Source organism: Kocuria tytonicola, from assembly GCF_003687175.1.
GTDB classification, from domain to species: domain Bacteria; phylum Actinomycetota; class Actinomycetes; order Actinomycetales; family Micrococcaceae; genus Kocuria; species Kocuria tytonicola.
The window spans coordinates 190,618-213,245 of the sequence record NZ_RDEX01000001.1; the positions used below are offsets into that span (position 1 = coordinate 190,618).

The 22,628-nt window shown below is 70.5% G+C and carries 20 protein-coding genes; 5 read left to right on the forward strand and 15 right to left on the reverse strand.

Going from position 1 to position 22,628, the window contains the following annotated elements:
• Positions 1–524: 524 nt before the first annotated feature.
• The 9 genes from EAE32_RS00895 to EAE32_RS00935 form a co-directional block, all read right to left on the reverse strand.
• Positions 525–1,064 carry a GNAT family N-acetyltransferase gene (locus EAE32_RS00895; RefSeq protein ID WP_165860431.1) on the reverse strand — a complete coding sequence of 180 codons (540 nt, stop codon included), beginning with the start codon at positions 1,062–1,064 and terminating at the stop codon, positions 525–527.
• A gap of 129 nt (positions 1,065–1,193) precedes the next feature.
• Positions 1,194–1,763, reverse strand: a complete 570-nt coding sequence (locus tag EAE32_RS00900) for a hypothetical protein (RefSeq protein WP_121863876.1) — start codon at positions 1,761–1,763, stop codon at positions 1,194–1,196.
• Between the two features lie 151 nt (positions 1,764–1,914).
• Positions 1,915–2,859 (reverse strand): electron transfer flavoprotein subunit alpha/FixB family protein, encoded by a 945-nt coding sequence (locus EAE32_RS00905; RefSeq protein WP_121863877.1) that lies wholly within the window; start codon positions 2,857–2,859, stop codon positions 1,915–1,917.
• A gap of 166 nt (positions 2,860–3,025) precedes the next feature.
• A complete protein-coding gene (locus tag EAE32_RS00910; protein WP_121863878.1) occupies positions 3,026–3,832 on the reverse strand; it encodes an electron transfer flavoprotein subunit beta/FixA family protein in 807 nt (268 codons plus the stop codon).
• A complete protein-coding gene (locus EAE32_RS00915) occupies positions 3,829–4,677 on the reverse strand; it encodes an HpcH/HpaI aldolase/citrate lyase family protein (protein WP_121845183.1) in 849 nt (282 codons plus the stop codon). Before EAE32_RS00915 ends, EAE32_RS00910 begins: the two co-directional genes overlap by 4 nt.
• Positions 4,674–5,156, reverse strand: coding sequence for a MaoC family dehydratase (locus EAE32_RS00920; protein ID WP_121845184.1), 483 nt, complete (start codon positions 5,154–5,156; stop codon positions 4,674–4,676). The genes EAE32_RS00915 and EAE32_RS00920 overlap by 4 nt, the downstream gene beginning before the upstream one ends.
• Positions 5,157–5,165: 9 nt before the next feature.
• Positions 5,166–6,329, reverse strand: coding sequence for an acyl-CoA dehydrogenase family protein (locus EAE32_RS00925; RefSeq protein WP_121864738.1), 1,164 nt, complete (start codon positions 6,327–6,329; stop codon positions 5,166–5,168).
• A gap of 14 nt (positions 6,330–6,343) precedes the next feature.
• On the reverse strand, positions 6,344–8,308 hold the full coding sequence (locus EAE32_RS00930; RefSeq protein WP_121863879.1) for an acetyl/propionyl/methylcrotonyl-CoA carboxylase subunit alpha: 1,965 nt from the start codon (positions 8,306–8,308) through the stop codon (positions 6,344–6,346).
• A 9-nt stretch (positions 8,309–8,317) separates the two neighbouring features.
• Positions 8,318–9,925: a carboxyl transferase domain-containing protein gene (locus EAE32_RS00935; RefSeq protein WP_121863880.1), complete on the reverse strand. Its 1,608-nt coding sequence runs from the start codon at positions 9,923–9,925 to the stop codon at positions 8,318–8,320.
• Positions 9,926–10,058: 133 nt separating this feature from the next.
• Between EAE32_RS00935 and EAE32_RS00940 the strand changes: the two genes are divergently transcribed.
• The 4 genes from EAE32_RS00940 to EAE32_RS00955 all read left to right on the forward strand — a co-directional run bounded on the left by EAE32_RS00940 (position 10,059) and on the right by EAE32_RS00955 (position 14,395).
• Complete coding sequence (locus EAE32_RS00940) at positions 10,059–10,667, forward strand: TetR/AcrR family transcriptional regulator (protein ID WP_121845187.1); 609 nt, start codon at positions 10,059–10,061, stop codon at positions 10,665–10,667.
• The gene (locus EAE32_RS00945; protein ID WP_121863881.1) at positions 10,664–11,833 is read left to right on the forward strand and encodes an acyl-CoA dehydrogenase family protein; all 1,170 of its coding nucleotides are present in this window, start codon (positions 10,664–10,666) and stop codon (positions 11,831–11,833) included. The genes EAE32_RS00940 and EAE32_RS00945 overlap by 4 nt, the downstream gene beginning before the upstream one ends.
• Positions 11,834–11,921: 88 nt before the next feature.
• Positions 11,922–13,544 (forward strand): AMP-binding protein, encoded by a 1,623-nt coding sequence (locus EAE32_RS00950; protein WP_121863882.1) that lies wholly within the window; start codon positions 11,922–11,924, stop codon positions 13,542–13,544.
• Positions 13,545–13,711: 167 nt separating this feature from the next.
• The gene (locus tag EAE32_RS00955) at positions 13,712–14,395 is read left to right on the forward strand and encodes a GNAT family N-acetyltransferase (RefSeq protein WP_121864739.1); all 684 of its coding nucleotides are present in this window, start codon (positions 13,712–13,714) and stop codon (positions 14,393–14,395) included.
• A 257-nt stretch (positions 14,396–14,652) separates the two neighbouring features.
• On the opposite strand, the gene EAE32_RS00960 is transcribed toward EAE32_RS00955, so the two are convergent.
• The 4 genes from EAE32_RS00960 to EAE32_RS00975 all read right to left on the reverse strand — a co-directional run bounded on the left by EAE32_RS00960 (position 14,653) and on the right by EAE32_RS00975 (position 19,075).
• On the reverse strand, positions 14,653–15,351 hold the full coding sequence (locus EAE32_RS00960) for a hypothetical protein (RefSeq protein WP_121845191.1): 699 nt from the start codon (positions 15,349–15,351) through the stop codon (positions 14,653–14,655).
• A gap of 329 nt (positions 15,352–15,680) precedes the next feature.
• On the reverse strand, positions 15,681–16,175 hold the full coding sequence (locus EAE32_RS00965; protein ID WP_121863883.1) for an SDR family oxidoreductase: 495 nt from the start codon (positions 16,173–16,175) through the stop codon (positions 15,681–15,683).
• Positions 16,176–16,229: 54 nt separating this feature from the next.
• Positions 16,230–17,555, reverse strand: coding sequence for a cryptochrome/photolyase family protein (locus tag EAE32_RS00970; protein ID WP_121863884.1), 1,326 nt, complete (start codon positions 17,553–17,555; stop codon positions 16,230–16,232).
• Positions 17,556–17,746: 191 nt separating this feature from the next.
• The gene (locus tag EAE32_RS00975; RefSeq protein ID WP_121863885.1) at positions 17,747–19,075 is read right to left on the reverse strand and encodes an SLC5/6 family protein; all 1,329 of its coding nucleotides are present in this window, start codon (positions 19,073–19,075) and stop codon (positions 17,747–17,749) included.
• A 237-nt stretch (positions 19,076–19,312) separates the two neighbouring features.
• Between EAE32_RS00975 and EAE32_RS00980 the strand changes: the two genes are divergently transcribed.
• A complete protein-coding gene (locus tag EAE32_RS00980; RefSeq protein WP_121863886.1) occupies positions 19,313–19,735 on the forward strand; it encodes a MarR family winged helix-turn-helix transcriptional regulator in 423 nt (140 codons plus the stop codon).
• A 171-nt stretch (positions 19,736–19,906) separates the two neighbouring features.
• Here the strand turns inward: EAE32_RS00980 and EAE32_RS00985 are convergent, their stop codons facing one another.
• Together EAE32_RS00985 and hutG are read right to left on the reverse strand one after the other, a co-directional pair.
• Positions 19,907–21,361, reverse strand: coding sequence for an amino acid permease (locus tag EAE32_RS00985; RefSeq protein ID WP_121863887.1), 1,455 nt, complete (start codon positions 21,359–21,361; stop codon positions 19,907–19,909).
• Positions 21,354–22,613 (reverse strand): formimidoylglutamase, encoded by a 1,260-nt coding sequence (hutG, locus tag EAE32_RS00990; protein WP_121863888.1) that lies wholly within the window; start codon positions 22,611–22,613, stop codon positions 21,354–21,356. The genes EAE32_RS00985 and hutG overlap by 8 nt, the downstream gene beginning before the upstream one ends.
• Between the last annotated feature and the right edge of the window lie 15 nt (positions 22,614–22,628).

Consider the following 22,628-nt stretch of genomic DNA (forward strand, 5'->3'; position numbering starts at 1 on the left):
CGGTATTACGTCCACGACGTCCACCGGGGTGGTACTGGTCCACTGACATTCGGTGATGACGCCACCGATCTCTGGGGCCGGGTAAGGCGGCTGACGTGTGAAAGCGCCAGCGCCAACAACATAGACCATGCCGGCTTGCACAGGGGCGGTGCCGTCCGGGCGTCGTCCGTAGGAGTAAAACAGGCGGCGGTCGGCCGCGGAGCCTGCCCACTTACCCAGATAGAAGCAGGCGTTGAGAAACTGAGGGCAATCCGGGGCCTTGACGGCGTAAGCAATGGCCCAGGTGGGATCCTCGGTAGCGAACACGGCGGTGCGTTTGGAGTACTCGTCGGGGCTGTGGTCCACCGGTGCGCGCGGTTCGAGGCGATGCAGACCTGGGGTCCCTGACCCATGGAGCAGGTAACGCCCTCCCGCGGTCCACGCGGCCAGTCGTACCCAGGCTGGGCTGCCTGTGGTGGGCGTGGCCCAGTGCCAGGGATAGGTTGGCACCCCTTCTGCCGTACTGCTGTCCTTCGATCCGGGCCTCACAGAAGCGGTCCTCCCTGTAGACGGGGCCTCGGTGCGCCCGGTCGGCGGTACGACAGGAGGACGCCTGCGCCACCATCGAATTCGATACCGGCGAAACACGGACCGGTATCGACAACCTCGAAACCGAGGGACCGGTGCAGAGCAAGCGAGGGCGCATTGCGGGCGTTCACCACGCTATGCAACGGCCCGTCTACGAGTTTCTCGACCGCATCGACCACCGCCTGCAACAGACACCGACCGACGCCGGACCGCCGGAGCTCGGGGACCACCGTCAGGCCAGCTGTGAGCCACTGGCCCGCTTCCTGGGGGCGCAAGGACGTCACCGTTGCACCGGACCACCCCACGACCCGAGATCCGTCCGAACAGGTGAGTTCGGCGACGAGCAGCACCGGCGCATGCTCCAGCAACCGCTGCGCAGCCGGTGCGGAATCCGACGGGGTGCCACCGCGTGTGGCCATCACCGTGGCCAGAGCGGCGGCATCCTGGGGAGAGGCGCCGCGGATCTGCAGGGCTTGTTCTGGGGGCAAAGGACTCATCTGTACCATCCTCGTGTACCGGCATGAGGCCAAAATAGGGCGACCTCTGCCCCGAGCACCCCCGTAGAGCTATTCATGGGCCAAGAGCGGCTCTGCAACAGTTGGGTACCTCGTCATGCCCCGCACCAGCTAGTCGCCCAGGTTGTCGGGAAGGACAGCGTCCCGGGGGACGGAAAAGGTCTCGAAGCCCCGCGGCGCGATGTGCCGGATGTAGTCCTCCGCCGCCACGGAGAGAACGCCCCAGTCGGGATACAGCGGCGCGCCCCAGCCAAATTGCCGAGTGGAGGACCACATGAACTCCGGCATTCCCAGCTCAGCAATGCTGGTCATCGCGCCGTCGAGGTCCCGGACCTGCTGAGAGCAGTCCAGGCCCCTCAGGGTCACTCGTGTCGCATCCGCCTGGTCGTGCCGATAGCCCCGCCAACGGGCCAGTGTCCACGTGGCCTGAGGGGGCGCGAACCCTTCCAGGGCCTCCCGGAAGGTGTGCACGAAGTCTTCGGACACAGCACCACGGCAGGTGTCCCAGCCGGTCATGTCCTGCCCGGCCTCCAGTGCGCGGTGCCGGAGGTCTTCCAAATCACTGTTCCGCAGCTGGTCGCGTGCATCCATCCCGCCGGGAAGGAAGGCAGACCACGGCCTGTAGACGTCGCGCTCCTCGTGGCGCAACGGCAGCAGTAGCCTGTAGTGCGCCAGGTCCACCTAGGCGAGGGCCGGGGGTACCAGATCCGCTGCGACCGGGTTACCGCGCGCCACCGCACGCCGCCCATCCGATCGACCAGACCGTCGCTTCGGTATCCATACCTACCTCCTTCACCAGTGGACAGGACGACTGGGCCGCATACCTGCCCACCTACCCCTTCCGCGCCCGCAGCGCCTCGATCAGCTGCGGGATCACCTTGTTGAGGTCCCCCACCACGCCGTAGTCGGCGATGTCGAAGATCTGGGCGTTCTCGTCCTTGTTGATCGCCACGATGGTCTGCGAGGTTTGCATGCCCGCCCGGTGCTGGATGGCGCCTGACACGCCCGCGCACAGGTACAGCTGCGGGGACACCGTCACACCCGTCTGACCCACCTGCGCGGAGTGCTCCGCCCAGCCGGCGTCCACGGCCGCACGGGACGCGCCCACCGCGGCCCCGAGCTCGTCCGCCAGCTCCTCCACCAGGGAGAAGTTCTCGCCCACGCCGCGTCCGCCCACCACGACCACCCGGGCCTCCGTGAGCTTGGGGCGCGACGACGCCGGCGCCTCCCGCGTGCCCGTCACCGTGGCCGCCGCGCCGGAGACCGAGACAGACAGCGGCTTCACCTCGGGCGCCGGGCCTTCCTCCGGCTCCTCCGCCTGCACCGAGTTGGGGGCGAGCGTGACGAACGCCAGGTCCGTGGTGGGCGCCGCGGTGGTGGTGTACCCGCCCGCGAGCACGGACTTGGTCACGGTGCGGTCGGCATCCATGCCCACGGCGTCCGTGATGACGGCCGCCGAGTGGCGCACGGCCAGCCGCGCGAACGCGTCGGTGGTCTCGGCGTCGTTGGGACCGAGCACCAGCGTGGCGCCGGACTCCCCCAGCGCGGCGTCGAGCAGGGCAGTGTCCGTGAGGGACAGGTCGGTCGCCTCACCCTCCGGGGCGTACAGGACGCTCACGCCGTAGCCACCGAGCTCCGCGGCGACGTCCTCTGCGCGGGGTGCGTGCGTGAGGGCGGTGATCGCGCCACCCGCGGCGAGCGTTCGCGCGAGCGTGAGGACCTCGCGGTCCGGGGAGCGGAGCCGACCGGTCTGGCCGAGGTCAACGAGGACGTTCATGGTGTTTCCTCTCGAACGGAGTGGAAGAAGGAGACAGTTCGTGGGGGCGCAGCGGGGACGCGGGGCCCCCACGCGCCGAGAAGGGAGCAGGACGACGGCTGAGCGGAGCGGGCCGGTCCAGGAACCGGGGCCGTGGGGCGGTCGTCACCCCCGGGCCCCGCCGGCGTCAGAGCAGGCGCTGCTCCGCCAGGTAGGCCGCGAGCTGAATCCCGGCCTCGCCCTCGTCCTGGATCTTGACCCCGGCCTCGCGTGGGGGCCGGGAGGTCGCGGACTGCACGGACGCGGCCGCGGCATCACGGCCCACGGTGGAGGCGTCCACCCCGAGGTCCGCGAGCGCGAGCACCGCGGAGGGCTTCTTCTTGGCGGCCATGATGGCCTTGAAGTTGGGGTATCGGGGCTCGTTGGCCTGGTCCGTCACGGACACGACCGCGGGGAAGGCCACCGCAACGGTCTGCGTGGCGTCCGCGGTCGCCCGGGTCAGGGCCAGGCCGTTGTGGTCCTGGCCCCACTCCACGGTCCCCGCGCGCGTCACGAGCGCGAAGTCCAGGCGCTCCGCGAGCATGGGCGGGACCACGGACATCTCGCCGTCCGTGGACGCCATGCCCGTGAGCACCAGGTCCACCCCGCCGTGCTCCTCGCCCACGTGCTGGATCGCGGCGGCGAGCGCCGCGGAGGTGCCGAGCGCGTCGGAGCCGGCCAGGGCGGCGTCGTCCACGTGGAAGGCGGCGTCCGCGCCCATCTGCAGGGCCTTCTTCACCGCCCCCGAGGCGGTCGCGGGCCCCACCGTGACGGCCACGATGGTGACCTCCGCCTCCGGGGCCGCCTCCCGCAGCGCGAGCGCGGCCTCCAGGGGGTACTCGTCCAGCTCGGAGAGGATCGCGTCCGAGCGGTCCACGGTGAGGTCCTCCCGGAAGGTGCGCTGCTTCTGCGCGTCCGGCACGTACTTGACCGGCACCACGATGTTCACGCTCATGAGTTCTCCCTCGAATCGGTCCGGGTGGCGCGGGCCAGCGTGCGCTCCGCGTGGCGCAGCAGCGGCCCGTCGATCATGTGGCCCTCGAAGCGGAACACGCCTGGGGCCCCCTCGGCGGCCTCCAGCAGCCGCCGCGCGTGGTCCACGTCCGCGGCGGTGGGCAGGTACGCCTCGCGGATCACGGCCACCTGGCCGGGGTGGATGCACGCGGTCGCCGCGAACCCGCTGCCCGCGGCGTCCTCGGCCTCCGCCGCGAGGCCCTCGGTGTCCGCGATGTCCACGTGCACGGCGTCGATCGCGGCCCTCCCGTGCGCCCCCGCGGCCAGCAGCACCGCGGCGCGCGCGGCCACGGCCACGTCCCGGTAGGAGCCGTCCGGGCGCCGGCTGGAGCGCCCGCCCAGGGACGCCACCAGGTCCTCCGCGCCCCACATCAGGGCGACGACGCCGCTCGCCGCCGCGATCTCGGGCGCCGCCACGATCCCGGCGGCCGTCTCGCACAGGGCAATGACCCGCACGTCCGGCAGGGCCTCCGTGACCCGGCGGACCTGCTCGGCGGACTCCGCCTTGGCGAGCATCACGGTCCGGAACGGGGTGTCACGCAGGGCCGCGAGGTCGTCCTCGAAGAACTCCGAGGCGGCGTCGTTCACGCGCACCACTGTGGTGGCGGGGTTCAGCTCGGCGGCGCGGACGTTCTCCCGCGCGGCGGGCTTGGCGTCCGGGGCCACGGCGTCCTCGAGGTCCAGGATCACCGCGTCCGCGCGCTCCGCCGCCTTGGCGAAGCGCTCGGGGCGGTCCGCCGGGCAGAAGAGGAGGGCGGGGCCCATCGTGAAGGTGGGGTCGCTCATGACTGGTCCTTTCCGGGGGCGCCCTGCATGAGCACCGAGCGCACGCACGTGGCCACCACGGTGCCGTCCTGGTTACGGCCCACGTGGCGGACCCGGATGATTCCCTGGCCGGGCCGGGACTTCGAGGGACGCGCGTCCAGAATCTCTGACTCGCTGTAGAGGGTGTCCCCGTGGTGCATGGGGTGCGGGAACGCGACCTCCTCGAAGCCCAGGTTCGCCACGATGGTGCCCTGTGTGAGCTGCGCGACGGATGCGCCCACGACGATCGACAGCGTCATCATGGAGTTCACCAGACGCTCCCCGAACTCCTGGCGCCCGCTCCACGCGGCGTCCAGGTGCAGGGACTGGGTGTTCATGGTGAGCGTGGTGAACAGGACGTTGTCCGCCTCGGTGACGGTGCGCCCCGGGGCGTGCTTGTAGAGCGCCCCCACCTCGAACTCGTCGAAGTACAGTCCGCGCTGCTCGATGACCTTGCCCATGGACCCCCCTTACAGACCCAGCTCGCGGGCGATGAGCATGAGCTGGACCTCCGTGGTGCCCTCGCCCACCTCCAGGATCTTGGAGTCGCGGTAGTGGCGGGCCACGCGGAACTCGTTGATGAAGCCGTAGCCGCCGAACACCTGTGTGGCGTCCCGGGCGTTGTCCATGGCGGCCTCACCGGCCACGAGCTTGGCGATCGCGGCCTCCGTCTTGAACGGCCTGCCCTTGAGCATGCGGGACGCGGCGTCGTAGTACGCCAGGCGGGCCTGGTGCACGCGGGCGCGCATCCGGGCGATCTTGAACGCGACCGCCTGGTTCTTGCCGATCGAGCGGCCGAACTGCTCGCGCTCCGTGGCGTAGCGGATGGCCTCCTCCAGGCAGCCCTGCGCGGCTCCCGTGGCCAGGGCGGCGATCGCGATCCGGCCCTCGTCCAGGATGCGCAGGAAGTTCGCGTAGCCGCGGCCCTGCTCACCCAGCAGGTTGGCCTCGGGGACGGTGACGTCCTCGAACGTGAGGGGGTGGGTGTCGGAGGCGTTCCAGCCCACCTTGTTGTACGCCTTCTGCGCCGTGAAGCCCGGGGTGTCCGCGGGGACCAGGATGGTGGAGATCTCCTTCTTCTCCCGCCCGTCCGCCGTGGTGGTGGTGCCCGTGACCGCGGTGACCGTGACGAGCTTCGTGATGTCCGTCCCGGAGTTGGTGATGAACTCCTTGCTGCCGTTGACCACCCAGTTCCCGTCCCTGAGCTCCGCGCGGGTGCGGGTGCCGCCGGCGTCGGAGCCGGCCTCCGGCTCGGTGAGCCCGAAGCCCGCGAGCGCCTGACCGCTCGCGAGCTGCGGCAGCCACTGCTGCTTCTGCTCCTCGGTGCCGAAGAGGTACACGGGCATCGCGCCCAGCGAGACGCCGGCCTCGAGGGTGATGGCCGCGGACTGGTCCACGCGGGCGATCTGCTCGAGTGCGAGGCACAGCGCGAAGTAGTCCCCGCCCTGCCCGCCGTACTCCTCCGGGAAGGGCAGGCCGAACAGGCCCATCTCCGCCATCTGCGCCTGGATCTCGTACGGGAACGAGTGCTCCTCGTCGTGCTTCGCGGAGACCGGGGCGATCTCCTCGTCCGCGAACTCGCGCACGGCGTCCGAGAGCGCCTGGTACTCCTCGGACAGTTCGAACGTGTTCAGCTCGGTGTTCTCGCTCATGCCTGTTCCTCCGTTTGTTCGTCGGTGTCCTGCTCGCTGCTGTCCTGCTCGATCGTCGCGACCACCTGGTCCACCTTCACGCGGTCCCCCACGGCCACGAGGACCGTCACGGTTCCGGGCAGGGTGGCGGTGATGGGGTGCTCCATCTTCATGGCCTCCACGGAGACCACGGTGCGGCCCTCGGCCACGTGCTCCCCGGTCTCGGCCAGCACGGCCACCACGGTGCCCGGCATGGGCGAGCGCAGCTCGGGCCCCCCGGCGTGCACCTCGCGCTCGATCCGGGCGAGCTGCGCCTGCAGCGCCCCGGAACGGGTCCACACGGGGATCTCGAACGACGCCGCCCCCTCGCTCACGTACACCGTGCGGCCTTCCGCGCGGTCCGGGTTCCCGGAGCCCACGGCGGTCACGACGTCGCGCTCCGGGTCCTCCTCGAACGGCACCGCACCGGGCAGCGCGGTGGTCGCGGAGAAGCCGTCCGCGCGCCACGCGGTCCCACCGATGCCCTGGGCGGCCAGTGCGTCAGGTGCCGGGGCGGCGTCGTCGGGGGACGGAGCCCCCAGGCCCGCGTGGGCGGCGAGGGCCGTGAGGTAGTCGTCCGGCTGCGCGAAGACCAGGTCCGGGAGCTTGCGCTCGATCAGCCCGGTGTCCAGGCGCCCGGCCACCACGTCCTCGTCCGTGAGCAGCATGTGGAGGTACTCCACGTTGGTGCCCACCCCCAGGACCACGGTGTCCTCCAGCGCGGTGCCGAGGCGCTCGAGCGCGGCGCGCCGGTCGGGGCCGTGGGCGATGACCTTGGCGAGCATGGGGTCGTAGTCCAGGCCCACCCGCTGACCGGCCATGATGCCGGAGTCCACGCGTACCCCCGGCCCGGTGGCGTCCCACAGGGCCACCACGGTGCCCTCGGTGGGCAGGAAGCCGCGCTCGGGGTTCTCCGCGTAGACGCGAGCCTCCACGGCATGACCGTCCAGCTGGAGGTCCTCCTGGGCGAGGGTGAGATGCTCACCGTCCGCGATCCGCACCTGCCACTCCACGAGGTCCACGCCCGTGACCATCTCGGTGACGGGGTGCTCCACCTGCAGGCGGGTGTTCATCTCCATGAAGTAGAAGGTGTCCGGGTCCCGGTCCGAGACCAGGAACTCCACCGTGCCCGCGCCCACGTAGTCCACGGCCCGGGCCGCGGCCACGGCGGCCACACCGATCCGCTCGCGTGTGGCCGCGTCCAGCAGGGCCGACGGCGCCTCCTCGATCACCTTCTGGTGGCGGCGCTGCAGCGAGCACTCACGCTCCCCCAGATGGATCACGTGGCCGTGGCTGTCCGCGAGGACCTGCACCTCGATGTGCCGCGGGGTGGGGACCAGCTGCTCGATCAGCAGGGTGTCGTCCCCGAAGCTCTGCTTCGCCACGCGACGCGCGGCGGGCAGCGCGTCCGCGAGGTCCTCGAATCGCTCCACCACGTGCATGCCCTTGCCACCACCGCCCGCGGAGGGCTTGATGAGCACGGGGAACGGCATGTCACGGGCCGCGGCGACGAGCTGCTCGTCGCCGAGCCCCGGTTCGGAGACGCCCTGCACGAGCGGGACGCCGTACTCGGCCACCTGCAGCTTGGAGGCGATCTTGTCCCCCATCACCTCCAGTGCGCGCTCGCGGGGTCCGATGAACGCGATCCCCGCGGCGGTGCACGCCCGGGCGAAGGCCACGTTCTCGGCCAGGAACCCGTAGCCGGGGTGGATCGCCTCGGCGCCGGTCTCGCGGGCGGCGGCCAGGACGGCGTCGATGTTGAGGTAGCTCTGCGCTGCGGGGGCGGGGCCGATGCGCACGGCCACGTCCGCCTCCGCGACGTGGCGGGCACCGGCGTCGGCATCCGAGTACACGGCCACGGAGCGGATCCCCATGGCGCGCAGGGTGCGCATCACGCGCACGGCGATCTCGCCGCGGTTGGCCACCAGGACGGTTGAGAACATGGGGGACTCCTACATCCGGAAGAGGCCGAAGCCGGGGTCGGGAAGGGGCTGCAGGGACGCCGCGGACAGTGCCAGGCCCAGCACGCGGCGGGTGTCCTGGGGGGCGATCACGCCGTCGTCCCACAGCCGGGCCGTGGAGTAGTACGGGTTGCCCTGCGCCTCGAACTGCTCGCGGATGGGCGCCTCGAAGCGCTCCTGATCCTCGGACGCCATCTGCTCACCGCGGGCGGCCAGCTGGTCTTTCTTGACCGTGGACAGCACGGACGCCGCCTGCGGACCGCCCATCACGGAGATCCGGGCGTTGGGCCACATGAACAGGAACCGCGGGGAGTAGGCGCGCCCGCACATCGAGTAGTTGCCGGCGCCGAAGGACCCGCCCACCACCACCGTGAACTTGGGCACCCGGGTGGAGGCCACCGCAGTGACCATCTTGGCGCCGTTCTTGGCGATGCCCCCGGCCTCGGCATCCCGGCCCACCATGAACCCGGTGATGTTCTGCAGGAACACCAGGGGCACGCCGCGCTGGTCGCACAGCTCGATGAAGTGCGCGCCCTTCAGCGCGGCCTCCGAGAACAGGATGCCGTTGTTCGCCACGACCCCCACGGGGTGGCCGTCGATGTGGGCGAAGCCGGTGACCAGGGTGGTGCCGTAGTCCCGCTTGAACTCGTGGAACTCGCTGCCGTCCACGATCCGCCCGATCACCTCCCGCACGTCGTAGGAGGCGTTCACGTCCGCGGGGACGATCCCGGGCAGATCCGCGGGGTCCAGGTCCGGCTCACGCGCCGCCAGCACGTCCCACGCCACGCTCCGCTGCCGCGGCAGGGTGCCCACGATGTCCCGCACGATCTCCAGGGCGTGCTCGTCGTTCTCCGCGAGGTGGTCCGTGACGCCCGAGGTGAGGGTGTGCAGCTCGCCGCCGCCCAGCTCCTCCGGGGTGACCTCCTCGCCGATGGCCGCCTTCACGAGCGGCGGGCCGCCCAGAAAGATGCTGCCCTGGTTGCGCACGATCACGGTCTCGTCGCTCATGGCCGGGACGTAGGCGCCCCCGGCGGTGCACGAGCCCAGCACCGCGGAGATCTGCGGGATGCCCCGGGCGGAGAGGTTCGCCTGGTTGTAGAAGATCCGCCCGAAGTGCTCGCGGTCCGGGAAGACCTCGTCCTGCAGCGGCAGGAACGCCCCGCCCGAGTCCACCAGGTACACGCACGGCAGGTGGTTCTCCGCCGCGATCTCCTGCGCCCGCAGGTGCTTCTTGACGGTCATGGGGTAGTACGCGCCGCCCTTCACGGTGGCGTCGTTGCACACCACCACCACCAGGCGGCCCCGCACCATCCCGATCCCGGCGATCACCCCGGCGCCCGGGCACGCGCCGTCGTACATGCCCTCCGCGGCCAGGGCGCCGATCTCCAGGAACGGTGAGCCCTCGTCCAGCAGCCGGGCCACGCGCTCACGGGGCAGCAGCTTGCCGCGGGAGCGGTGGCGCTCACGGCTGCTCTCGGAGCCGCCCAGCGCGGCCTTCCCCGTGCGCTCGCGCAGCTCGTCCAGCAGCCGGTGGTTGGTCTCGCTGTTCGTGCGGAACGCGGCGGAACTGCGATCCAGCTCGCTGCTGAGGAAAGCCATGTCGCCCCTTCGGCCGATTTCAGTTAATGCTCGATAACTAGGATGGACTATAGTGATGCGCATCACCGTTGTCCACGCCCCACCCCACGGTTCCACCGGGGCCCGGGCGCGGGCGAGACACCAAGGAGGGTCCGTGGCAGGGACGCCCCGCGAGCAGGCCAAGAGCGAGCGACGTCGTCGGATTCTCGACGCCGCCGCGGAGCTCTTCGCGCGCCACGGCTACCAGGCCGTGTCCCTCCAGAGCGTCGGGGAGCAGGCGGGGATCTCCGGACCGGGCGTGTACCGGCACTTCGAGAGCAAGCAGGACATCCTCGCGGAGCTGCTCCAGGGGATCTCCGAACGGCTGCTCCGGGGCGGCCGGGCCATCCGCGAGCGCCGCGGGGACACCCCTGAGGCCCTCGCGGAGCTGATCTCGTTCCACGTGGACTTCGCGCTGGCGGACTCCGCCCTGATCCGCGTGCACGAGCGGGACTTCGGGTCCCTGGAGCAGCAGACCCGCCGCTCGGTGCGCGAGATCCAACGGCAGTACCTGGCCGAGTGGCGCGAGGTGCTGCGCACCCTGCAGCCGCAGCGCCCCCTGGAGGACCACACCACCCGCGCGTACGCGGTGATCGGTCTGATCAACTCCACCGCGTACGCGCGCACCCGCACCGCGAGCTCCGACGCCCAGGTCGGCGCGGTCCTCAAGGGGATGGCGCAGCTGGCCCTGGACATCCCTCCCGAACGAAAGGCGACCCCATGATTTCCGGCTTCTACGACGACGAGCACGACGAGTTCCGCACGGTGGCCCGCGAGTTCAACGAGCGGGAGGTGGCCCCGCACTACGCGCAGTGGCACGCCGAGCACATGATGGACCGCGGCATCTGGAACCGGGCCGCGGAGGCCGGGTTGCTGGGGCTGGCCGTGCCCGAGGAGTACGACGGCATGGGCCTCACCGACTACCGCTTCCGCGCGGTCATGGACGAGGAGTTCGTGCGCGCGGGCCACCTGGCCCTGGGCCTCGCGTTCCACCTGCAGGACGACTGGGTGCTGCCCCACCTGCTCGCCTACGGCACGGACGGGCAGAAGCAGCGCTGGCTGCCCGCGATCCTGGGCGGGGAGATGGTCACGAGCGTGGCCTTCACCGAGCCGGGCGCGGGATCGGACCTGCGCGGCGTGCGTACGAAGGCGGTGCGGGACGGCGAGCACTGGGTGCTCAACGGGCAGAAGACGTTCATCGGCAACGGCATCTCGGGCGACGCCGCCCTGGTCCTGGCCCGCACGGACGGCGGCAGCTCACCGCGCGGGAACCGGGACAGCTTCAGCCTGTTCCTCGTGGAGAAGAAGGACCACGAGGGGTACACCACCGGCAAGCAGCTGGACAAGATGGGCCTGCAGGCCTCGGACACCGCCGAGCTGTTCTTCGACGACGTCCGCGTGCCCGCCGAGAACCTCGTGGGTGAGGAGGGCCGGGGGCTGGACCAGATCACCGCGCAGCTGCCGCAGGGCCGCCTGGGTGTGGCCGTGGCCGCGGTGGCCGTGGCCGAGGGCGTGCTGGCCGAGACCGTGGAGTTCGTCTCCAGCCGCAACGTGTTCGGCGAGCGCGTGCTGGACTTCCAGAACACGCAGTTCGAGCTCGCGGAGCTGACCGCGCAGCTCGCGGCGTCCCAGGCGTACGTGGCGCACTGCGTGGGGCTTTTCGAGCGCGGGGAGCTGGACCTGGTCGCGGCGTCGAAGGTGAAGCTGCAGGCCACCAACACTGCCAAGAACCTGGTGGACCGCTGCCTGCAGCTGCACGGCGGCTTCGGCTACATCCTGGAGTCCTCCGTGGCCCAGGCGTACACCGCCGTGCGGCTGCTCACGATCTTCGGCGGCACGGACGAGATCCTCAAGGCCACCGTGGGCCACCACATCGCGTCCGGGCAGTGACCCGCCGCGCGTCGTCGCGCACCCCGCAGCACACACCAGGCCACACCCCACGCCGGTCCTCCCCCGGCACCCGCGCAAGGAGACCCCGATGACCGATCCCACGCCGTCGTACGCCAAAGGGCCCACCGACCAGCCCCTGCTCGAGCAGACCATTGGCGAGAACCTGCACGAGACCGCCGAGCGGTACCCGGACCACGAGGCCCTCGTGGACGTGGCCGCCGGGCGGCGGTGGACCTACCGCGAGTTCGTGCGGGACGTGCAGTCCCTGGCCACGGGCCTGGACCGGCTGGGCGTGCGCGCCGGGGACCGCGTGGGCGTGTGGGGGCCCAACTCGTGGGAGTGGGTGCTCACGCAGTACGCGTCCGCGGAGATCGGCGCGATTCTGGTGAACATCAACCCCTCCTACCGCCAGCACGAGGTGGACTTCGCGCTCGCGCAGGCCGGAATCTCCACGGTCATCAGCAGCCCCGCGTTCAAGACCAGCGACTACGCCGGGATGCTGCAGGCCGCTCGCCCCAACGCCCCCGAGCTGGAGAACGTGGTGCTCATGGGCAGCCCCGAGTGGGACGCCCTGTTCGTGGCACCGGACACCGCCCGGCTCGCCCGGATCGCCGCGGGCCTGCACGCCGACGACGCCGTGAACATCCAGTACACGTCCGGCACCACCGGGCGCCCCAAGGGAGCCACGCTCAGCCACCGGAACATCCTCAACAACGGGTACTTCATCGGGGAGCTGCTGCACTACACGGCCGAGGACCGGATCGTGGTGGTGCCACCCCTGTACCACTGCTTCGGCATGGTGATCGGCAACCTCGCGGCCACCAGCCACGGCTGCACGATCATCCTGTCCGGGCCGGGCTTCGACCCGCGGGCCGCGCTGCGCGCCGTCGCCCGGGAGAAGGCGACCAGTCTGTACGGGGTGCCCACCATGTTCATCGCGGAGCTGGAGCTGCCGGACTTCGCGGACCACGACCTCTCCACCCTGCGCACCGGTGTGATGGCCGGGTCCCCGTGCCCCATGGAGATCATGCGCCGGGTCATCTCCGAGATGCACATGAGCGAGGTGGCCATCTGCTACGGCATGACCGAGACCTCCCCCGTGAGCTTCCAGACCCGCTCGGACGACTCCCTGGAGCGCCGCGTGGGCACCGTGGGCCGGGTGCACCCGCACGTGGAGGTCAAGATCGTGGACCCCGCCACGGGTGAGACCGTGCCGCGCGGGCAGGCCGGCGAGTTCTGCACCCGCGGCTACTCCGTGATGAAGGGCTACTGGGGTCAGGAGGAGAAGACCCGTGAGGCCATCGACGCCGAGGGCTGGCTGCACACCGGGGACATCGCCGTGATGGACGAGGACGGCTACGCGCAGATCACCGGGCGGATCAAGGACATGGTGATCCGCGGCGGCGAGAACATCTACCCGCGCGAGGTGGAGGAGTTCCTCTACACCCACCCGGACATCGTGGACGCCCAGGTGATCGGCGTGCCCAGCGAGAAGTACGGCGAGGAGCTCATGGCCTGGATCCGGCTGCGCGATGGCGCTCCCGCCCTCACGCCCGAGGCCGTCCTGGAGTTCGCGGACGGGAGGATCTCCCGCCACAAGATCCCCCGCTACGTGCACGTGGTGGACGAGTTCCCCATGACCGTGACCGGCAAGGTGCGCAAGGTGGAGATGCGGGAGGAGGCCCTGAAGATCCTGGGTCTGAAGGGGTGAGAACAAGTTCGAATTCTTCGCAGATTAACGGCCTGCTGCGGATGATGGTGCGAGGGGTGTTGCCATCACTCTTCAGAGGCGCTTGCTATCGCCGGTTGCCCCCAGTACGCGGAGGGAGTGCGACGGACGCTCTCCCAGATCGCCCGTATGCCGTGAGAGAGGTGGACATGCTGACACTTGAAGAAATCTTCCCGCCCTTTGGCCTGCGCATCACGTGCGGGGACTTAGAGCTGCGCGTGCTACGGGACGAGGACTTCCCGGAGCTCGTGGAGCTCGTCCAGGGCGGCATCTCCGTGGCGGGACTCCCCATGCCGTTCCTGCGCGCCTGGCACGAAGAACCGTTCGCTCCGGGGACGCCCGACGGCTTCCCGACCACCTCACTGTCCTGGTGGTGGACGCAGCGGGCAACGTTCGCGCCGGACCGCTGGAACCTCGCCCTGGCGGTCCGGCACTGCGGTGAGCTCGTGGGCATGCAGGACCTCATGGCCGAGGACTTCCCACTCACCCGCTCGGTGTCCTCGGGATCGTGGCTCGGGCGGGCGCACCAGAGCCGGGGGCTCGGGACGCTCATGCGTCAGCTCGCGGTGGGTTTCGCGTTCGACGAGCTGGACGCCCTGGCGTGCCACTCCGAGTACGTGGTGGGCAACCACGCCTCGGCCGCGGTGAGCCGCAAGACCGGGTACGTGGCCAACGGCCGGGCGCGCCACGTGCAGCACACGCACGAGGGGCCGGTGGGCATGGTGGAGCAGCGCGTCGTCGTCACCCCGGAGACGTACATCCGCCCCGAAGCGCCGGGGATCTGCGAGGGCACCGGGGCGCTGCGCCGCTTCCTCGATGTCCAACGCCGGTGAAGGTGACACGCCCCAACCGCGTGTCACTCGCGAGACGGCGCGCAGGGAGCCCTGAAGATCCTGGGTCTGCCCGGCTGATCGGGCCCGGGTTGCGGTCCCGGGAGGGGCAGACATGACTGTGGGCCCGGCGTGCGCCGGGCCCACAGTGTGCAACAACTTCACGCGGTGGTGTTTCGTCGGTTCAGACGATGCGGCGGGTGTCCAAGCCAAGGACAGAACCTGTCCTCTGCTGCCGGGCCCCCACCTACCGGGGAGGATCAGCGGTTGCGGCGCTGAACGTCCGTGTCACCGGTGCGAGCCACCGAGCGGGAACCGAAGAGACCCGCCAGGGACGCGATGATGGCCCCGATCAGCAGGCCCACGAAGCTCCAGATGGCACCCGAAGCAGCGGTGTCTGCGGCCTGTTCGGCCTTCGGTGCGGCATCCTTGGCGGCCTGGCTGGCCTTCTGCTGGGCGTCCTGAGCCGCCTGGCTGGCCTCCGAGGGGTCAATGCTGGGGGCAGCCGAAGCAACCATGTCAGCGTTCTGTCCGGCAGCATTAGCCGCCGTGGAGGTGAGGGAACCCAGCGCGCCTCCTGCAGCACCCAAAATGCCGCCGGCCAGGAGGGAAGCAAGCACGAGAGCCGTCAAAAGGGACGTGGCCCAGGTGAGGAAACCGTGGATCAGACCCGCCCGGCCTGCGAGCAGCCCGGCGACGAACCCGCCAGCCGCGAGGGACAGGGCGAGGGAGATCACGGACCAGATGCCGGTGGCGATGCCCACGCCTTCACCCGGGTTGGCCGAAGTGAGGTTGAGGTTGCCCAGACCAAGTGCGGCAGTGATGAAGGACAGCAGGATCAGTAGCGCGAGGAAAGTGACCACGCCCGCGATGACCGCTCCCCAGGAGATGTTCTTGACATCACCGCTGCGGCGGTCGCCCAGGAGATCGTCCTTCCAGGAGGGCTTCGAGTTCTTCACGGGCGCAACGTCGTGATCGTGATTCACAGTCACTGCCTGCGATCCAGAGTGATCCCCCGTGGGGTTATTCTTCGTCAAGGTGAGATTCCGTTCGTGGTGGTTGATCCGCCTTGCGGGCGGGTACGTCAAGTGTGCAGAGTGATCCTGTCCTGTCGGCTGGACCACACGCCTGCCTAGAGCAGAAAATTATGCCCACCGTATGGTATCGTACCAAGCCGGGAAAACTGTGCGGGACTCTTGAGGGTCGCCGGTGAAGGCGGCAGGAACGTCCACCCCCGGGGGGAGGAAATTCCCCCGGCAGGCACGCGGACCCGCCCGGTGCCCGTGTGTCAGCGCAGCCAGTCCTCGAAGCGCGTGGCGGTGATGAACGCGTCCTGCGGGATCAGCCCGCCGTTCGCGATGCCGCGCCCCAGGTAGGGCGCCTCCCTGACCACCGCCGGGCGTTGCCCGCCCAGGTCCCCGCCGACCATGAGGATGCGGCGGGCGAAGTTCGCGATGGTGTCCGCCTCGGGACCGCGGACCGCGCGGATCTCGTGCCGGGCCTGCCGAGGTGCGGTGGCGGCGTCGGCCACGACGTCCGCGACTTCCTCGCGCAGGGCGGGTGCCATGAGCATGGTGGGTGCCAGCGCCACCGGGCCCTTGTTGACCATGCCCATGGTGGCGGGGATGAAGTCGAACCACTGGGTGGAGCGCACCGTGACGGACGGGACGGGGGCCTGCTGGTAAATGCTCTCCTGCACGGCCTTGCCCTTGTAGTAGCCGTACCCGCCGTTGAGGCGCGGGTCCGCCGCACCGGCGATGGACAGGTACACGATCCGCCCCACGCCCTGCTCATGTGCCGCCGGGGTGATGTTCGATGCCGCTCGGTGCGGTCCCCCCTATAGGGACGTGAACAGCTCCAGCGCGTGCGCCCGGGACTCCTTGAGGTCCACGATGGGCTCCACACCCTCCTGCCGTCCGTTCCAGCGGTCCACGTAGCCGAAGTCCGGGTCGAACTTCTTCTGCTGCGTCTCGGCGTTGAAGATCCGGAAGTAGGGCGCGGCGTCCGTGCCGCACCCGGCCACCCACTGCCAGTTGTGGGGGTTGCTCGCGGGGTCCGCGTCCACCAGGGTGTCCCAGAACCACTGCTCACCCAGGCGCCAGTCGATCAGCAGGTTCTTGGACAGCAGGGACGCCACCACCATGCGCACCCGGTTCTGCATGGTCCCGGTCTCCCACAGCTCGTGCATCCCGGCGTCCACGAGCGGGATCCCGGTGCGCCCCTGCTGCCACGCTGCGAGCGCGTCCTCGTCCAGCGGTGGCCAGGGGAAGGCGTCGAACTTCGGATTGATGTTCCGGGTGGCCATCCCCGGGTAGACGTAGAGGTTGTACCAGGAGAACTCGCGCCACCCCAGCTCGGTGAGGAACTTCCCGGGGTTCTCGGCACGGTGCAGGGCGGTGTGCCACACGGTGTGCGGACTGATCTCGCCCCAGCGCAGGTGGGGTGAGAGCCCGGAGGTGGCGGGCTTCGCGGGCATGTCCCGGTCCTCGGCATAGCGGGGCAGCCGCTCGTCCAGGAACTCGTCCAGCCGCTCGTGCGCGGCCCGCTCCCCCACGGTCCACGTGCGCGCGAGCCCCCCGGACCAGTCCGGACGGGTGGGCAGCAGCCCCCAGTCCGCCAGGGCGTCGGACGCCGGCGCTGGATCGGCGGGCACCACGGCCGACGGCGCCGGGTACGGTTCCCGGGGCGGCGGGCCGCTCGTGCACGCGCGCCAGAACGGCGTGAACACCCGGTACGGGTCCCCGTTCTGGGTGGAGACGGTCCACGGCTCGAACATGAGCGATCCGGCATACGAGTGGGCGTCCGCCCCGTTCACCCCGGCCCACTCCTTGAGCCCGGCGTCCACCGCGCGCTCGGGGCCGCCGTAGCGCCGGTTCCACAGCAGCCGGTCCGCGCCGGTCTCCCGCACGACGCCGGGCACCACCTCCCCTGCCGGGCCGCGCCGCAGGGTGAGGGGCACCCCCAGCCCCGCGAGGTCCTCGGCCAGGGAGGTCAGGGAGTGGTGCAGCCACCACCTGGCGGCCCCACCGAGCGGGCGGACGCCCTCCGACTCCTCGTCCAGGACGTAGAGGCACACCACGGGCTCGCCGTGGGAGACGGCCTCGTGCAGGGCGGGGTGGTCCCCCACCCGGAGGTCGTCGCGGAACAGCACCACGGTGGTCATCTGGACTCCTCACCCGTTCTGTCGTGGGTGTGCAACGACCCCCGCTGCTCAGCAGCGGGGGTCGCGGCCTCGGTCACGGCCAATCTACACAGCGGGGCCGCACCGGGCCCGGGGCGGAAGGCCCGCAGCGGTGTGCACCGCGCCACCGGTGGCCGGGCGCGGACCCGGCCGTGCGGCGTCGTCGTGCGGCGTCAGGAGACCAGGCCGTAGATGATGCCGCTCACGGCCACCAGACCGGCCACCGTGACGAACACGTTGGAAATCTTGCCGCGGTAGGGCTCCAGTGCGGGCAGCTTGCGGATGGCGTACATGGGCATCAGGTAGAGGATCACCGCGATCACCGGCCCGGCGAGGGACTCGATGAGCGAGAGGATGCTGGGGTTCGCAATGGCCACGAGCCACGTGGTGACGAAGATGAACACGGCCACGGCGGTCTTGAGGGCCTTGTCGCTGATCTTCGTGCCCCGGGGGTCCACGGTGGAGCGGACGACGCCCACGGCACCCTCGGCGGCACCCATGTAGTGCCCGAAGAAGGAGGAGGCGATCGCGGCGAGCGCCACGGCGGGGCCCAGGTAGGCGATGAACGGGCTGCCGTGCTCGTTGGCCAGGTAGGACAGCACGGGCAGGTTCTGGGCCTTGGCGCCCTGCAGCCCGGTGGGGCCCAGCGCCAGGACGCAGGACCACACGAAGCCCATGGTGAAGATGACCAGCAGCACGGTGCTGCGCTTGAGCACCACGGAGGCGCGTTCGCTCGCGCGGTCCCCGTACTCGTGCTTCATGGCCACGGAGAACTGGGAGATGGCGGGCGAGTGGTTGAACGCGAACACCAGCACCGGGATGATCATCCACACGGACATCAGGAAGTCACCGGGGGCGGGCGCGCCCTGGAAGACGCTGAGGTCCCAGCTGGGGATCAGGTAGAGCGTCACGCCCAGCAGGATGAGGATCAGCGGGTAGACCAGCCACTGCGTGATGATCAGCATGATCCGCTGGCCCGCGAGCATCACGGCCATCATGGCGGCCACGAGCAGCCCGGAGAGCAGCCAGCGCGGCGGGGACGCCAGGTGGAACTGGTTGACCAGGAGGCTGTCCACGGTGTTGGTGATGCCCACGCCGTAGATCAGCACGATCGGGTAGATGGCCAGGAAGTACACCACGGTGATCACGCGGCCCAGACCCTCGCCGAAGGCCTTGCGGGCCACGCCGGTGATGTCCTCGCCGGGCACCGGGGAGGCGCACACGAAGCGGGAGAGCGCCCGGTGGGACAGGTACGTCATGGGCCCGATCAGGATGGTGACGACCAGCAGCGGCCACAGCCCGCCGAGACCCGCGTTGATGGGCAGGAAGAGCACGCCGGCACCCACGGCAGTGCCGAACAGGGAGATGGCCCAGTTGGTCTCGAACCGGCGGTTCGCGTGACCCGCGGCAGGGGTCTGCGCGGGGGTCGCCGCAGTCGTGGCCGTAGCCGCGGGGGACCCCCCGGCATGGGCGGTCGTGGGGTCGTGGTCGTGTTCCGCCACCGGGGTCTCCGTGCTGTCGGGGAAAGGGAAGAGCAAGAGGATGCGGACACCCTGTGAGCCGGGTCATAGTTATACGCGACTCACCCGGATTGTTCAACAAGTTTACGTTGTCCCAGGTCACACCACCTTCGACGACGCCGCCGCGCCCCGGCAAAGAGTGGTGCGCAACCACATGGCGCGCCACACGATGTGTCGTCGCGTGTCCCCCGTGCACAGGGTGCCCCGTAGCATGTGTGCATGAATCCCGATCTCCGCCTGGACACGCAGCTGTGCTTCGCGCTGTATTCGGCCTCCCGCAAGGTCACCAGCGCGTACCGGGAACCCCTGACGAAGATGGGGCTCACCTACCCCCAGTACCTGGTGCTGCTGGTGCTGTGGGAGCAGGACCACCGCACCGTGAACCAGCTGGGTGAGGCCCTGATGCTGGACAGCGGCACCCTCTCCCCCCTGCTGCGCCGCATGGAGAACGCCGGTTTCGTGACCCGCCGCCGCTCCGAGCAGGACGAGCGCTCCGTGGTCGTGTCCCTCACGGACGCCGGCCGCGCCCTCGAGGAGGACGCGGCCGGGATGCAGGAGGACCTGCTGGACAGCCTGGACATGAGCGTCCAGGAACGGGTGGTCCTGCACGATCTGGCGCAGAAGCTGTACCGCGTGCTCTGACGCGCCGCGCGGGCGGCTGCCGCCACCACCCTCCGAGCCCGCGCACCCGCGCCGGAACTGCCTGCCCCGCGAACGGGGGGGCGCCGGGGAGGCCGCGGGCGGCGGCGTCGTCCGGGCGCGGGAAAGCCCCGGCGCGCGGGGTGTGCGCACCGGGGCTCCGGCGGTGGCTGATCAGGTGCGGGGCAGGGTGATCAGCGCGGTGTGGTCGTCCAGGTCTGGGCGGTGGCGGCCACCGCCCTTGACGAGCAGCGCGTAGCCCACGCCCAGCAGGACGAGCCACACGACGCCCACGACCAGTGCCACGCGGGTGTCCGGGAACCAGCCGAGCAGCACGACCACGAACACGATGCCGGCGGTCGCGGCCCACGAGGCCACGGGCCAGAACGGCACCTTGAACGCGGACTCGGGGCGGTTCTTGCGCTCGATTTCGCGGCGCATGGCGATGTGCGAGAGCAGGATCATGAGCCACACCCACACGGTGGCGAACGTGGCGATGGAGGCGATCACCAGGAACACGTCCTCGGGGATCAGCGCGTTGAGGACCACGCCGATGCCCAGGGCCACGCCCATGACCACCACGGTGAGCCAGGGGACGCCGTTCTTCGAGACCTTGGTGAACGCGTGGGGCGCCTGCCCCTGCTCCGCGAGGCCGAAGAGCATGCGCCCGGCGCCGAAGGTGTCCGCGTTGATGGCGGAGATGGCGGCCACGATGACCACCACGTTCAGGATGGATGCCGCCGCGGGAATACCCAGGGCGGAGAAGATCTGCACGAAGGGGCTGGCCTCGCCCGTGATCTCGGTCCACGGGACGAGGGACATGATGACCACCATGGTGCCCACGTAGAACAGCAGGATGCGCGCGGGCACGGCGTTGACGGCCTTGGGGATGGAACGGGCGGGATCCCCGGCCTCACCCGCGGTGATGCCGATGGTCTCGATGCCGCCGAACGCGAAGACCACCACGGACAGCGCGGCCAGCAGACCGCCCACGCCGTGGGGCATGAACCCGCCGTGGTCCACGAGGTTCTGCAGCCCCACGGGCTGGCCCGGTGCGAACGAGGTGCCGATGACCATGAGGACGATGCCGCCCACGATCATGGCGATGATGGCCCCCACCTTGATGATGGTCAGCCAGAACTCCATCTCCCCGAAGATCTTCACCTTGCGGGTGTTGATCGCGGCAATGAAGAGGATCACCGCGGCCACCCAGATCCAGCGGGGGGTGTCCGGGAACCAGAAGCCCATGTACACGCCGAACGCGGTGACGTCCGCGATGGCCACCACGATCATCTCGAACACGAACGTCCAGCCCGTGACGAAGCCCGCGAAGGGACCCAGGTAGCGCGCGGCGTACTGGCCGAACGAGCCGGGCACGGGGTGGCGCACGGCCATCTCCCCCAGGGCCCGCATGACCATGTAGACCACCGCACCAGCGATCAGGTAGGCCAGGATCACGGCGGGTCCGGCCGCCTGGATGGCGGTGGCGGAGCCGTAGAACAGGCCCGTGCCGATCGCCGAACCCAGCGCGATGAACTGGATGTGGCGCATGCTCAGACCACGGGACAGGGTGGCGTGGCCCGCGCCGCCCTGCTGCGGTGCGGGCGGCGGGGATGCGGGACTACTCATGGCGCTCTCCTGTGGTGTTCCCGGCGTGGCCGGTGGCTGGTTCGGGTGCCTCGTCGTCGGTCGAGGCGGCAGACGGCACCGCGCCGGGTGCCGCGGTTGCCGCCTCGGGGTACGACGCCGCGGCGGCGCCCCCGGTGCGCTGGGACGACGCCGCGGCGGCGCCCTCCGCGTGCGGGGACGTTCCCCCGGGTGCCGAGTGGGGCGTCGTCGTGCTCAGCGCGTCGTGCGCCAGGGTGGTGATGAGGCGGGCGGCGGCGCGGGCGGTGCGGCCGTCCACGTCCATGCGGGGCAGCAGCTCCACCACGTCCACCAGGACCAGTTTGCCGCTGCGGGCCACGCGGTGGCACACGGCCTGGATGGTCTCCAGGGGAACACCGTATCCGGCGGGGGCGCTCACGCCGGGCGCCACGGCGGCGGGCAGGACGTCCAGGTCGATGCTCAGGTGCACGGCGTCCACCCGGTCCAGCATGCGGTCCACGGTGTCCAGCACGTGGTCCAGGTGGCGCGGGGCGCACTGCTCGTCCGCGAGGTGCTCCACGCCCAGCTCCTCCGCCGTGCGGAAGAGGATGCCGGTGTTGTTGGGCTCGCTGATCCCCAGCACCGTGTAGTCGAACGTGCGCCCGGCCTCCTGGTCCGCCCGGGCCATCTGCAGGAACGGGGTGCCGGAGGACGGCTCGTCCGCCTGGCGCAGGTCGAAGTGGGCGTCCAGGTTCAGCACGCCCACGCGCCGGCCCCGCAGGCGTTCGCTGCGGGTGCGGCCCAGGTAGCTGCCCCACGCGGTGTCGTGGCCGCCGCCCAGGACCACCACGGGGTGGCCGGTGTCCAGGAGTCGTGCGACCTGGTCCCCCAGGGTGTCCTGCCCGCCCTCCAGGTCCCGGTCTGGCACGACCACAGTCCCGGCGTCATGGATGCCGAAATCGGCATGCATTGCCAGCGGCGCGAGCGCGGCGCGCAGGGCGTCCGGGCCCTCGGAGGCGCCCACGCGGCCCTTGTTGCGGCGCACGCCCTCGTCGCAGGAGAAGCCGATGAGTTCGACGGCGGGGGCGGGGGTCTGAGAGGTCTGCGAGGCTGTGTCCTGCTCGGCACCGCCCTGGTCGTCACCCCGGGAGACATCCTGTGTGGTCTGCTGCGTGCCGTCCTGGGCGATGCCCTGCCGTGCCCTCTGGTGCCAGCGCAGGTGCTCGGGGGTGTCCCCGTCCGTCCTGCCGCTCCACACATCGGGGTTCGGCGGTGTGATCCGGGTGGTCGTCATGCAGCGTCCTTCCCT

Excerpts from the sequence above, each read along its gene's own strand:
- EAE32_RS00930 (WP_121863879.1), bottom strand. The coding sequence starts at position 8,308 with ATGTTCTCAACCGTCCTGGTGGCCAACCGCGGCGAGATCGCCGTGCGC.
- EAE32_RS00985 (WP_121863887.1), bottom strand. The coding sequence starts at position 21,361 with ATGAGTAGTCCCGCATCCCCGCCGCCCGCACCGCAGCAGGGCGGCGCG.
- EAE32_RS00905 (WP_121863877.1), bottom strand. The coding sequence starts at position 2,859 with ATGAACGTCCTCGTTGACCTCGGCCAGACCGGTCGGCTCCGCTCCCCG.
- EAE32_RS00910 (WP_121863878.1), bottom strand. The coding sequence starts at position 3,832 with ATGAGCGTGAACATCGTGGTGCCGGTCAAGTACGTGCCGGACGCGCAG.
- EAE32_RS00935 (WP_121863880.1), bottom strand. The coding sequence starts at position 9,925 with ATGGCTTTCCTCAGCAGCGAGCTGGATCGCAGTTCCGCCGCGTTCCGC.
- EAE32_RS00970 (WP_121863884.1), bottom strand. The coding sequence starts at position 17,555 with ATGACCACCGTGGTGCTGTTCCGCGACGACCTCCGGGTGGGGGACCAC.
- EAE32_RS00980 (WP_121863886.1), top strand. The coding sequence starts at position 19,313 with ATGAATCCCGATCTCCGCCTGGACACGCAGCTGTGCTTCGCGCTGTAT.
- EAE32_RS00920 (WP_121845184.1), bottom strand. The coding sequence starts at position 5,156 with ATGGGCAAGGTCATCGAGCAGCGCGGACTGTACTTCGACGAGTTCGAG.
- EAE32_RS00895 (WP_165860431.1), bottom strand. The coding sequence starts at position 1,064 with ATGAGTCCTTTGCCCCCAGAACAAGCCCTGCAGATCCGCGGCGCCTCT.
- EAE32_RS00945 (WP_121863881.1), top strand. The coding sequence starts at position 10,664 with ATGATTTCCGGCTTCTACGACGACGAGCACGACGAGTTCCGCACGGTG.
- EAE32_RS00950 (WP_121863882.1), top strand. The coding sequence starts at position 11,922 with ATGACCGATCCCACGCCGTCGTACGCCAAAGGGCCCACCGACCAGCCC.
- EAE32_RS00915 (WP_121845183.1), bottom strand. The coding sequence starts at position 4,677 with ATGAGCGACCCCACCTTCACGATGGGCCCCGCCCTCCTCTTCTGCCCG.
- hutG (WP_121863888.1), bottom strand. The coding sequence starts at position 22,613 with ATGACGACCACCCGGATCACACCGCCGAACCCCGATGTGTGGAGCGGC.
- EAE32_RS00955 (WP_121864739.1), top strand. The coding sequence starts at position 13,712 with ATGCTGACACTTGAAGAAATCTTCCCGCCCTTTGGCCTGCGCATCACG.